6 protein-coding genes, 2 tRNA genes and 3 rRNA genes are annotated in these 12,443 nt (G+C 52.8%); 6 read left to right on the top strand and 5 right to left on the bottom strand.

Annotated elements, in window-relative coordinates:
* Positions 1 to 62: 62 nt before the first annotated feature.
* The 6 genes from tyrS (at position 63) to rrf (ending at position 8,228) form a co-directional block, all read left to right on the top strand.
* Positions 63 to 1,268 carry a tyrosine--tRNA ligase gene (tyrS, locus tag CAP31_RS13605; protein WP_087448401.1) on the top strand — a complete coding sequence of 402 codons (1,206 nt, stop codon included), beginning with the start codon at positions 63 to 65 and terminating at the stop codon, positions 1,266 to 1,268.
* A 437-nt stretch (positions 1,269 to 1,705) separates the two neighbouring features.
* Positions 1,706 to 3,243, top strand: a 16S ribosomal RNA gene (locus CAP31_RS13600).
* 122 nt (positions 3,244 to 3,365) lie between these two features.
* Positions 3,366 to 3,442, top strand: a tRNA-Ile gene (locus CAP31_RS13595).
* 7 nt (positions 3,443 to 3,449) lie between these two features.
* Positions 3,450 to 3,525: transfer RNA gene (locus tag CAP31_RS13590), tRNA-Ala, on the top strand.
* Between the two features lie 337 nt (positions 3,526 to 3,862).
* A 23S ribosomal RNA gene (locus CAP31_RS14915) occupies positions 3,863 to 7,972 on the top strand.
* A gap of 142 nt (positions 7,973 to 8,114) precedes the next feature.
* Positions 8,115 to 8,228: ribosomal RNA gene (gene rrf / locus CAP31_RS13580) — 5S ribosomal RNA — on the top strand.
* Together the 16S, 23S and 5S rRNA genes with 2 tRNA genes alongside form the textbook arrangement of a ribosomal RNA operon.
* 84 nt (positions 8,229 to 8,312) lie before the next feature.
* On the opposite strand, the gene CAP31_RS13575 is transcribed toward rrf, so the two are convergent.
* Genes CAP31_RS13575 through CAP31_RS13555 form a run of 5 tightly spaced genes read right to left on the bottom strand, consistent with a single transcriptional unit; the run spans position 8,313 to position 12,439 of the window.
* On the bottom strand, positions 8,313 to 9,050 hold the full coding sequence (locus CAP31_RS13575; protein ID WP_087448031.1) for a ThiF family adenylyltransferase: 738 nt from the start codon (positions 9,048 to 9,050) through the stop codon (positions 8,313 to 8,315).
* Positions 9,047 to 10,210 carry a radical SAM family heme chaperone HemW gene (gene hemW / locus CAP31_RS13570; protein WP_087448030.1) on the bottom strand — a complete coding sequence of 388 codons (1,164 nt, stop codon included), beginning with the start codon at positions 10,208 to 10,210 and terminating at the stop codon, positions 9,047 to 9,049. The genes CAP31_RS13575 and hemW overlap by 4 nt, the downstream gene beginning before the upstream one ends.
* Positions 10,211 to 10,212: 2 nt before the next feature.
* On the bottom strand, positions 10,213 to 10,806 hold the full coding sequence (gene rdgB, locus CAP31_RS13565; protein ID WP_087448029.1) for an RdgB/HAM1 family non-canonical purine NTP pyrophosphatase: 594 nt from the start codon (positions 10,804 to 10,806) through the stop codon (positions 10,213 to 10,215).
* Positions 10,806 to 11,522: a ribonuclease PH gene (gene rph, locus CAP31_RS13560; RefSeq protein WP_087448028.1), complete on the bottom strand. Its 717-nt coding sequence runs from the start codon at positions 11,520 to 11,522 to the stop codon at positions 10,806 to 10,808. The genes rdgB and rph overlap by 1 nt, the downstream gene beginning before the upstream one ends.
* An 8-nt stretch (positions 11,523 to 11,530) precedes the next feature.
* Positions 11,531 to 12,439, bottom strand: a complete 909-nt coding sequence (locus CAP31_RS13555) for a PP2C family serine/threonine-protein phosphatase (protein ID WP_087448027.1) — start codon at positions 12,437 to 12,439, stop codon at positions 11,531 to 11,533.
* Between the last annotated feature and the right edge of the window lie 4 nt (positions 12,440 to 12,443).

Here is a 12,443-nt window from a genome sequence, read left to right as displayed (position 1 = left end):
AAGCCTGTAATGAACGAGCGGCGGTTTTTGTGAATTTTTATGTGAAGTACGATGGGGTTGTGATGACGGATTTTGCGGTAGATGAGGCCTTGCAAATTATCAAACGCGGCTGCGATGAATTGATTGTCGAAAAAGAGCTGGTTGATAAATTGAAAACCGGTAAAACATTGCGGGTAAAGGCCGGTTTCGATCCAACCGCGCCGGATTTGCATCTCGGTCATACCGTGTTGTTGAACAAGATGCGTCAGCTGCAGGATCTGGGGCATCATGCCTTGTTCCTGATTGGCGATTTTACCGGCATGATCGGCGACCCCACGGGCAAAAATGCGACCCGTCCGCCATTGACGCGCGAACAGGTCGTGGAAAACGCGAAATCCTATACTGAGCAGGTTTTCAAGATTTTGGATCCGGAGCGAACGGAGGTTGTGTTTAACTCAACCTGGATGGATCAGTTGGGTTCTGCCGGTGTGGTGAAGCTGGCGGCGACGCATACTGTGGCGCGCATGCTCGAGCGTGACGACTTTAATAAGCGCTACAAGAACAATCAGCCGATTGCTATCCATGAATTCTTGTATCCCTTGGTGCAGGGATATGACTCCGTCGCATTAAATGCGGATTTGGAGCTGGGCGGTACCGATCAGAAATTCAATTTGCTGATGGGGCGAGAGCTGCAGAAGCACTATGGGCAGTCTCCGCAATGCATACTGACCATGCCATTGCTGGAAGGTACGGATGGCATTAACAAAATGTCCAAATCGCTAGGCAATTACATAGGCATTACGGAATCGTCCAATGAGATTTTCGGCAAAATAATGTCTGTGTCTGATGAATTGATGTGGCGCTATATTGAATTGCTGTCTTCCGCATCGCTGTCCGTCATCGCTGAATGGAAGGCGCAAGCGGCTGCGGGTGTCAATCCGCGCGATATCAAGGTGCGGTTTGCCCAGGAAATAATAACGCGGTTTCACAACGCTGTGGCGGCGGAGCAGGCATTGAACGATTTTGAGTCGAGATTCCGTCAGGGGGGGATACCGGATGAAATAGCAACTGTTATGCTGGATGGGCTGAATGGAGGTTTGCCGATAGCTCAGGTGCTCAAGCAGGCGGGATTGACGCCCAGTACCTCCGATGCGATGCGCATGATAGAGCAGGGCGGTGTCAAGCTGGATGGCGATAAGGTAAGTGACAAGGCGCTGGTGCTGCGGGCTGGGTGCGATGTTGTATTGCAGGTTGGCAAGCGTAAATATGCTCGCATCATGATTATTTAGCAAATCGGTTTCTTTCGCAAAGAAAGCCCTTGACGAGGAACTCATTAGCTGTATAATTCGCACCTCGTTGATTGTGACCGCCAAGAAATTCGTGGTAAAAATTAACGAAATCAAATAATTGAAATTGATATTTAAAGTAAATTATCTGGCTTTGTAAATAAAGCTTTACAAATGATTTCAGGTGAGTATAATTCGCACCTCGTTGTTAGCGCAGAGCAAGAAAAGGCTGGCTGACGACACAGCTCTTTAACAATTGGACAACCGATAAGTGTGGGTATTTACGGTAGCGGTTTTGTTGTTTTGTTCCGGGAGACCGTGGCGGGATAGCGAAGCTAAAAACTATTGTAGTAAATACGCATGCTTGAAATAGAGATATTGTGAGCAAGCGACGGCGAAAGTTGTTTTTTTCGGAAGATGGCGAGTAGCGAACAGGAATTAAACTGAAGAGTTTGATCCTGGCTCAGATTGAACGCTGGCGGAATGCTTTACACATGCAAGTCGAACGGCAGCACGGGCTTCGGTCTGGTGGCGAGTGGCGAACGGGTGAGTAATGCGTCGGAACGTATCCAGTAATGGGGGATAACGCAGCGAAAGCTGTGCTAATACCGCATACGCCCCGAGGGGGAAAGCAGGGGATCGCAAGACCTTGCGTTATTGGAGCGGCCGACGTCTGATTAGCTAGTTGGTGGGGTAAAGGCCTACCAAGGCGACGATCAGTAGCTGGTCTGAGAGGATGATCAGCCACACTGGAACTGAGACACGGTCCAGACTCCTACGGGAGGCAGCAGTGGGGAATTTTGGACAATGGGCGCAAGCCTGATCCAGCCATTCCGCGTGAGTGAAGAAGGCCTTCGGGTTGTAAAGCTCTTTCAGCAGGGAAGAAACGATTGTGGCTAATACCCATGATTAATGACGGTACCTGCAGAAGAAGCACCGGCTAACTACGTGCCAGCAGCCGCGGTAATACGTAGGGTGCGAGCGTTAATCGGAATTACTGGGCGTAAAGCGTGCGCAGGCGGTTTTTCAAGTCTGATGTGAAATCCCCGGGCTTAACCTGGGAACTGCGTTGGAAACTGAAAGACTAGAGTGCGGCAGAGGGGGGTAGAATTCCACGTGTAGCAGTGAAATGCGTAGATATGTGGAGGAATACCGATGGCGAAGGCAGCCCCCTGGGTCGACACTGACGCTCATGCACGAAAGCGTGGGTAGCAAACAGGATTAGATACCCTGGTAGTCCACGCCCTAAACGATGTCAACTAGTTGTTGGGGAGGGAGACCTCCTTAGTAACGCAGCTAACGCGTGAAGTTGACCGCCTGGGGAGTACGGTCGCAAGATTAAAACTCAAAGGAATTGACGGGGGCCCGCACAAGCGGTGGATTATGTGGATTAATTCGATGCAACGCGAAAAACCTTACCTACCCTTGACATGCTAAGAACTTGCCAGAGATGGCTTGGTGCTTGAAAGAGAACTTAGACACAGGTGCTGCATGGCTGTCGTCAGCTCGTGTCGTGAGATGTTGGGTTAAGTCCCGCAACGAGCGCAACCCTTGTCATTAATTGCCATCATTGAGTTGGGCACTTTAATGAGACTGCCGGTGACAAACCGGAGGAAGGTAGGGATGACGTCAAGTCCTCATGGCCCTTATGGGTAGGGCTTCACACGTAATACAATGGTCGGTACAGAGGGTTGCCAACCCGCGAGGGGGAGCTAATCCCAGAAAGCCGATCGTAGTCCGGATTGTAGTCTGCAACTCGACTGCATGAAGTCGGAATCGCTAGTAATCGCGGATCAGCATGTCGCGGTGAATACGTTCCCGGGCCTTGTACACACCGCCCGTCACACCATGGGAGTGGGTATTACCAGAAGTAGGTAGCTTAACCGCGAGGAGAGCGCTTACCACGGTAGGATTCATGACTGGGGTGAAGTCGTAACAAGGTAGCCGTAGGGGAACCTGCGGCTGGATCACCTCCTTTCTAGAGAAGCTGCTGTAAATACTCACACTTATCGGTTGTCAGCGACGCACAGGGAATGGCGCGAAGAAGGCGAACCGTAGACAGCAGAGCGGAGTAGCCCGACACGACTAGATCCTGCTACAGGGTCTGTAGCTCAGTTGGTTAGAGCACCGTGTTGATAACGCGGGGGTCGTTGGTTCGAGCCCAACCAGACCCACCAAGATTACGGGGGATTAGCTCAGCTGGGAGAGCATCTGCTTTGCAAGCAGAGGGTCGTCGGTTCGATCCCGTCATCCTCCACCAAACACCCTGCTTGATTGATGAATAATCAAATTGAGCAAGGCCGCAGTAGAACGCAATGTGCGTAGCGAAGAAACAATTGTAGCCTGACTTGAAGTGTCAGGTGTGCCGCGTTGAAGACGCGTCAGACCTCACGCTTTAGTGTGAAAGCTCTTTAACAAACAGGAAGAAGTAAAGGTTGACGACTGGACGCGTCGCGCGCAAGCGTGATGAGGAAGGGCGTTAACAAATGGGTTTTGATTGTATCAACCGGCATGGCTTTTAGTCGAGCGATGCCGGGTCATAAGCGCTTTATTAACCTGTAACCGGATAGCCTTGAAAAAGGCGCTTAAGGTTATAGGGTCAAGCGACTAAGTGCATGTGGTGGATGCCTTGGCGATTACAGGCGAAGAAGGACGTTGCAGCCTGCGAAAAGCTGCGGGGAGCTGGCAAGCAAGCTTTGATCCGCAGATATCCGAATGGGGAAACCCACCCTTAGGGGTACCCTGGGCTGAATACATAGGCTCAGTGGGGCGAACCGGGCGAACTGAAACATCTAAGTAGCTCGAGGAAAAGAAATCAACCGAGATTCCGCAAGTAGTGGCGAGCGAACGCGGAGGAGCCTGCAAGATATAGCACACACGTTAACAGAACCTTCTGGAAAGATGGACCATAGTGGGTGATAGTCCCGTATGTGAAAACCTGTGTGTAGAACTAAGTTTGCGACAAGTAGGGCGGGACACGAGAAATCCTGTCTGAACATGGGGGGACCATCCTCCAAGGCTAAATACTCGTAATCGACCGATAGTGAACCAGTACCGTGAGGGAAAGGCGAAAAGAACCCCGGGAGGGGAGTGAAATAGATCCTGAAACCGCATGCATACAAACAGTGGGAGCGGACTTGATCCGTGACTGCGTACCTTTTGTATAATGGGTCAGCGACTTACGTTCAGTAGCGAGCTTAACCGAATAGGGGAGGCGAAGGGAAACCGAGTCTGATAAGGGCGATAGTTGCTGGGCGTAGACCCGAAACCAGATGATCTATCCATGGCCAGGATGAAGGTGCGGTAACACGCACTGGAGGTCCGAACCCACTAATGTTGAAAAATTAGGGGATGAGCTGTGGATAGGGGTGAAAGGCTAAACAAATCTGGAAATAGCTGGTTCTCTCCGAAAACTATTTAGGTAGTGCCTCACGTATCACCTTCGGGGTAGAGCACTGTTATGGCTAGGGGGTCATCACGACTTACCAACCCATTGCAAACTCCGAATACCGAAGAGTGCGAGCGTGGGAGACAGACATCGGGTGCTAACGTCCGGTGTCAAAAGGGAAACAACCCAGACCGTCAGCTAAGGTCCCAAAGACACAGTTAAGTGGTAAACGATGTGGGAAGGCATAGACAGCCAGGATGTTGGCTTAGAAGCAGCCATCATTTAAAGAAAGCGTAATAGCTCACTGGTCGAGTCGTCCTGCGCGGAAGATGTAACGGGGCTCAAACTGTGCACCGAAGCTACGGATATGTACTTGTACATATGGTAGGAGAGCGTTCTGTAGGCCTGCGAAGGTGAGGTGTGAACCTTGCTGGAGGTATCAGAAGTGCGAATGCTGACATGAGTTGTAGTAGTTCCGACTTGATCTGACAGTATGGCCTTGCCAAAGGTGAGGTTACCCGGTTTGATATAGGTGCGAATCTTTATCAAACAAAGCGCGCAAGCGCCAAGGAGTAACCCCATGAACAGTTTTCACCAAAACGTTATCAAACACAAGGTTGGCCTGCTGAATCTGGCTGCTGAACTCGGTAATGTGTCCCGCGCCTGCAAGGTGATGGGCTTTTCCCGCGATACCTTCTACCGTTATCAGTCGGCTATGGAAAACGGTGGTGTCGACGCCCTGATCGATGCTAATCGCAGAAAGCCGAACCACAAGAACCGGGTTGAAGAGGCCACAGAATTAGCGGTTGCCGCCTTCGCCCTGGAACAACCGGCATTTGGTCAGGTGCGCGTATCCAATGAGCTGCGCAAACGCGGCATCTTTGTTTCTCCCTCTGGTGTACGCTCTGTTTGGCTGCGGCGTGATCTCGAATCGTTCAAGAAGCGCCTGACTGCACTGGAACGGCATGTTGCTGAAACGGGCGAGGTGCTGACCGAAGCGCAAGTAGGCGCCCTGGAAAAGAAACAGGACGACGATGTGGCGCATGGCGAGATTGAAACGGCTCACCCAGGCTATCTCGGCAGCCAGGATACGTTCTATGTGGGCACCCTCAAAGGCGTCGGCCGGATTTACCAGCAGACCTTCGTTGACACCTATTCGAAGTGGGCAGCGGCCAAACTCTACACGACCAAAATGCCGATCACCGCAGCCGATCTGCTTAATGACCGGGTGCTGCCATTCTTCGCCGAGCAGAACATGGGGATGATACGCATCCTGACGGATCGCGGCACCGAATATTGCGGCAAACCGGAATCCCATGACTATCAGCTCTATCTGGCCTTGAATGACATCGAGCATACCAGGACCAAAGCCAATCATCCGCAGACCAACGGCATCTGTGAACGCTTCCACAAGACCATCCTGCAGGAGTTCTATCAGGTCGCGTTCCGGCGCAAGATTTACCGGTCAATCGCGGAGCTGCAAACGGATCTGGATGAATGGCTGGTTTATTACAACAATGACCGCACCCATCAGGGCAAGATGTGCTGCGGCCGCACTCCGACGCAAACACTTATTGACGGAAAGGAGGCATGGCACGATAAAATCACCACATTGAACAACTGAATCTGAACTGACAGCTGCATCTGTCAAACCGGGGAACTGTCAGATCAGATCGCGACTACTACACATGAGTAGCGATAAAACGGGTGAAAAGCCCGTTCGCCGAAAGCCCCAGGTTTCCTGCGCAACGTTCATCGGCGCAGGGTGAGTCGGCTCCTAAGGCGAGGCTGAGAAGCGTAGTCGATGGGAAACAGGTTAATATTCCTGTACCGGCCTTGAATGCGATGTGGGGACGGAGAAGGTTAACTCAGCCAACTGTTGGAATAGTTGGTTTAAGTGTGTAGGCAGAATCCTTAGGCAAATCCGGGGGTTTAATGCTGAGACATGATGACGAGGTGCTACGGCACTGAAGTGAGCGATACCCTGCTTCCAAGAAAAGCCACTAAGCTTCAGTTCAAGGACGACCGTACCGCAAACCGACACAGGTGGGCAGGGTGAGAATCCTAAGGCGCTTGAGAGAACTCAGGAGAAGGAACTCGGCAAATTAACACCGTAACTTCGGGAGAAGGTGTGCCCCTAGTATGTGAAGCGACTTGCTCGCGGAGCAGAACAGGGTTGCAGTGAAAAGGTGGCTGCGACTGTTTAATAAAAACACAGCACTCTGCAAACACGAAAGTGGACGTATAGAGTGTGACGCCTGCCCGGTGCTGGAAGGTTAATTGATGGGGTGCAAGCTCTTGATCGAAGCCCCAGTAAACGGCGGCCGTAACTATAACGGTCCTAAGGTAGCGAAATTCCTTGTCGGGTAAGTTCCGACCCGCACGAATGGCGTAACGATGGCCACACTGTCTCCTCCTGAGACTCAGCGAAGTTGAAGTGTTTGTGAAGATGCAATCTACCCGCGGCTAGACGGAAAGACCCCATGAACCTTTACTGTAGCTTTGCATTGGATTTTGAACAGACTTGTGTAGGATAGGTGGGAGGCATTGAAGCGGGGACGCCAGTTCTCGTGGAGCCGACCTTGAAATACCACCCTGGTGTGTTTGAGATTCTAACCTAGGTCCATTATCTGGATCGGGGACCGTGCATGGTAGGCAGTTTGACTGGGGCGGTCTCCTCCCAAAGCGTAACGGAGGAGCACGAAGGTATCCTAGCTACGGTCGGAAATCGTAGCGATAGTGCAATGGCAAAAGGATGCTTGACTGCGAGACTGACAAGTCGAGCAGGTGCGAAAGCAGGTCATAGTGATCCGGTGGTTCTGTATGGAAGGGCCATCGCTCAACGGATAAAAGGTACTCTGGGGATAACAGGCTGATTCCTCCCAAGAGTTCACATCGACGGGGGAGTTTGGCACCTCGATGTCGGCTCATCACATCCTGGGGCTGTAGCCGGTCCCAAGGGTATGGCTGTTCGCCATTTAAAGTGGTACGTGAGCTGGGTTTAAAACGTCGTGAGACAGTTTGGTCCCTATCTGCCGTGGGCGCTGGAAATTTGAAGGGACCTGCTCCTAGTACGAGAGGACCGGAGTGGACGGATCTCTGGTGTACCGGTTATCACGCCAGTGGTATCGCCGGGTAGCTAAATCCGGAAGAGATAAACGCTGAAAGCATCTAAGCGTGAAACTCGCCTTAAGATGAGATTTCCCGGGGCTAGACCCCCCTGAAGGGTCGTTCGAGACCAGGACGTTGATAGGCTGGGTGTGGAAGTGCAGTAATGCATTAAGCTTACCAGTACTAATTGCCCGTGAGGCTTGACCCTATAACCTTAAGTAGCAGGTTGGGTTAATAAAGCGCGATACAATTGAAACATGCGTGTATAACACGCAAACCAGAACTTTACTTCTTCCGAATAAGGCGCATGTCATAAGACATAAAATCTGTGACATGCCCAACCGTTTACGTCTGACGACCATAGCGTCCTGGAACCACCCCTTCCCATCCCGAACAGGGCCGTGAAACGGGACCGCGCCGATGATAGTGTGGATTACCCATGTGAAAGTAGGTCATCGTCAGACACCCATTCCAGAAACCCCCAGGGCTTACGCCATGGGGGTTTTTTATTGCCAGAAATTGGCATCACCACCTGCCCAATCCCGGATTTAACGTACGGCGAACGGCTGCAACAGTCTGCGGATTACTTCGCCTGCCAGCATCAGGCCGAACAGCGGTGGCATGTAGCTGATCGTGCCGTTGACGGCGCGCGCCCGGCCGGGCCCGTCTACCGCAACCGGCGGCAGCGGCCGTGAGGGGGGCTCGTCGGAATAGACCGTCAGTATGCCTTTGCGGATATCCAGTTTGTGCAAACGTTTACGCATGATGCGGGCTAATGGGCACATTTCGGTGTTGCTGATGTCGGCCAGTTTGATTCTGGACGGATCCAGCCGGTTGCCGGCACCCATGCTGGAAGCCACATTCAATCCCCGTTGCACGCTGGTGGCAACCAGTGCGACTTTGCAGTTGAGTGAATCGATACAGTCAATCACGTAATCAGCGTCTTGTGGCACATACTCGGTCATATTTTCTGTGGTTAAAAAAATCTGATGAGTAGCGAGTCGGCAATTCGGGTTGATATTGAGGATGCGTTCCCGCATCAAGTCAATTTTGGATGCGCCAATCGTGGACAATAACGCAGGAAGCTGGCGATTGATGTTGCTGGGCGCGACGCGATCATGATCGACCAGCGTGAGTTTGCCGATACCGGCGCGGGCCAGTGCCTCTGCACAATATGAGCCTACGCCGCCCAGTCCGGCAACAAATACATGCTTGCTTGCGAGAAGTTCGATGCCTGCGGTTCCGATCAGGATTTCAGTACGTTCGAATTGTGGTGGCGTCGTCATTTGGCGGGCAGGAATAATCCAAGCAAGTCATTGAGGAAGCGCTGTCCCATCGCAGTAGGTGTAATGTGCAGATGGTCGCGCGTGATTAAACCTTGCTGTTCTGCTCGGTTCAGATTGTCTTGTATTGCAGTGATGGGCAAGCCAGTCCTCTCGCTGAACAGGCTGATGTCAAAGCCTTGGGTCAGGCGCAGGGCATTCATCATGAATTCGAAAGCCCGCTCGTGTCGGGTAACCTGATTTTCGGTCTGTATCGGGTTGCCTGAAAGAGTATGTTCCATGTATTCGCGAGGATGCTTATGCCGCATCTGGCGAATAAGGCGGTCATGAAACGACAGTTTGCTATGAGCGCCTGCGCCTATACCCAGATAGTCCCCGAATTGCCAGTAATTGAGGTTATGGCGCGCCATGCGCAATGGCTGCGCGAAGGCGGAGGTCTCGTAGTGCTGGTAACCTGCGTCTGCCAGTGTGCTCTCAATCATGACTTGCATGTCGGCAGATAAATCATCGTCAGGCAAGTTGGGTGGCTGGTTATGGAAGGGCGTATTGGGTTCCAGTGTCAGGTGGTAGCAGGACAAATGCGGCGGTGCATAGTGCAGGGCGGTATTTATATCCTCCCGCGCTTGCAGCAAAGACTGATCGGGTAGCGCATACATCAAATCCAGATTGTAATTGTCAAAGGTCGATGCGGCGATTTCTACGGCACGATGGGCTTCCTTGTCGTTATGAATTCGTCCCAGCCTCTGCAAATGTTCAGGATTAAAACTCTGTATGCCCAGCGACAGGCGATTGATACCGGCTGATTTGAATTCGCGGAATTTTTCTGCTTCGACTGTGCCGGGATTGGCTTCCAGCGTGACTTCGGCGAAGAAGTCCAGTTTGATCAGACTGCGTACCGTGGCCAGAATGTTATCGATTCCTTCGGAAGAGAATAGGCTGGGCGTGCCGCCGCCAAAGAAAATGCTGTGTATGTTTCGTCCCCAGATCAGGGGTAGCGCGCTTTCCAGATCGCGGCTGAGTGCTTCGATATAGCGCTGCTCAGGAATGGCTTCGCGTGCGGTATGCGAGTTAAAGTCGCAATAGGGACATTTTTTGACGCACCAGGGAATATGGATATACAACGATAGCGGGGGTAATGCCGAGAGATTATATTGCAATGGCATGGTTAGCTGGCCTGGCTGAGTTGTTCGATGAGATGGGCCAGCGCCTGTCCACGATGACTCAAGGCATCCTTTTCTTTGGCGTTCAGTTCAGCAGCGGTCTTGCCAAGTTCCGGGATGAAAAAGTGCGGGTCGTAGCCAAAGCCATCGCTACCGCGCGCATCGTCAATAATTTCACCGTGCCAGCGACCTTCGGCGATCAGTGGCTGCGGATCATCGGCATCGCGCAAATACACCATGACACAGTAGTAATAGGCATCGCGTTGAGCAATGCCGGCCAGGGCGGCCACCAGCTTGGCATTGTTGCGCTGGTCTGATTTCGGATCGCCGGCATAACGGGCCGAGTGTACGCCTGGCGCACCGCCCAGTGCCGTAACGCAGATGCCGGAGTCGTCCGCAATCGCAGCCAGGCCGGTAAGTCTGGCCGCATGACGCGCCTTGGCAATGCAGTTTTCAATAAAAGTCGGATGCGGTTCCTCCGCTTCGGGAATGTTGTATTGTGACTGTGGCGTCACATTAAATCCGAGCGGGGATAGTAGCCGGTTAATCTCGCGCAATTTTCCGGCATTATTGCTGGCAATGACGACGGTATGCGGCATCAGGCGTTCAGTGCCGAATGTTGAATGCCGATAAGCTGGCGGATGCCCTGATCGGCGAGGTCAAGCATGGCGTTGAATTCTTCGCGGCTAAAAGTGGCGCCTTCCGCGGTACCCTGGACTTCGATCAGGCCGCCGCTACCGGTCATGACCACGTTCATGTCGGTATCGCAAGCCGAATCTTCGGCATAGTCCAGATCCAGTACCGGCGTGCCTTGATAGATGCCGACCGAAATCGCCGCAACAAAGTCGCGTATCGGTGAAGCGGCGAGCAAACCATTGTGCAATAGCGTATTGATTGCATCGTGAGTCGCTACAAAGGCACCTGTGATGGAAGCGGTACGCGTGCCGCCATCAGCCTGGATGACGTCGCAGTCGATGTGCAGCGTGCGTTCGCCCAGTGTGCCAAGGTCGACTGCTGCGCGCAGGGAACGTCCAATCAGACGCTGAATCTCCTGGGTGCGGCCGGATTGTTTGCCGCGCGCCGCCTCCCTGTCCATGCGTGTGCCGGTGGAGCGGGGAAGCATGCCATATTCGGCGGTCAGCCAGCCCTGATTCTTGCCCTTGAGAAAGCCGGGTACTTTTTCTTCTATGCTGGCGGTGCAGATGACTTGCGTGTCGCCGCAACGGATCAAGACCGAGCCTTCTGCGTGTTTGGTGTAATGCCGGATAATCTCGATATCACGTAATTGGCTGGCTGGGCGTTGGCTGGGGCGCATGTTGATCCTTAACGATTGTTTTCAGAGAATTTCTTGATGGTGTTTTGAATTTCGGCAATGGCGCGCTCTACTTCGTCTTCGGCCAGGTCTGCCGGGCTGGGAGTGAATTCATCCATCTTGGTGGTAAAGGTATTGAGGGGCATGGCGACAGTGGATACAGTTTGACTGTCGTTGGCATCGTGCGATTCCCAGGTCATCGCGATGACGGAAAGGTTGTCGCCATGGCGTCCCGCACGCAATTCGGCATGATCCATGAGGAACTCGATGGCGCGCGCCAGCGGAAAAGTGCGCAGCGTCGTTGCCATCTGTTCCGTGGTCAGCATGCCCCACAGGCCGTCGGTACACATCAGTATCGTATCCTGTTCCGACAAAGGCATGGGCCGTGACATTTCGATCTCCGGTACCAGATAGCCGCCCAGACAATTGTAGACTTTGTTGCGGTCGGGATGCGTTTTCATGTCTTCTTCGGTAATCAGCCCGTCATCGCATAGCTGTTGCACAGTGGAGTGGTCGTGAGTGCGAGTGACCAGGCCATGATCGCTAAACAGATAGAGACGCGAATCGCCGGCATGCGCCCACCACACCGTATCATCCTGTATCACGCAGGCCACGCAAGTGGTGTGAGGGGCATCCGGCAGCTTTTCCTTGCGGGTATATTCATTGATGGCATCGTGCGCACGCTGAATTGCACCATGCAGGAAGCTTGCGGGATCACGGAGTTTGGGACGGGTATGACGCTGGAATGTTTCTGCCAGCGTCTTCACGGTAATCTGTGCAGCGATTTCTCCATGCAGGTGTCCGCCCATGCCATCTGCGATAACCATCAATAACGCATCCCGGCTATACGAGTAGGCGATACGATCCTGATTGTAGCGACGCCCGCCCTGGCGGCTGGATTGATAGATAGAAAAGCGCATGTGG

This window comes from Sulfuriferula sp. AH1, from assembly GCF_002162035.1.
GTDB lineage: Bacteria > Pseudomonadota > Gammaproteobacteria > Burkholderiales > Sulfuriferulaceae > Sulfuriferula.
Note: the sequence above shows the minus strand (reverse complement) of the source record. Positions and strands in the feature narration are given on the sequence as shown.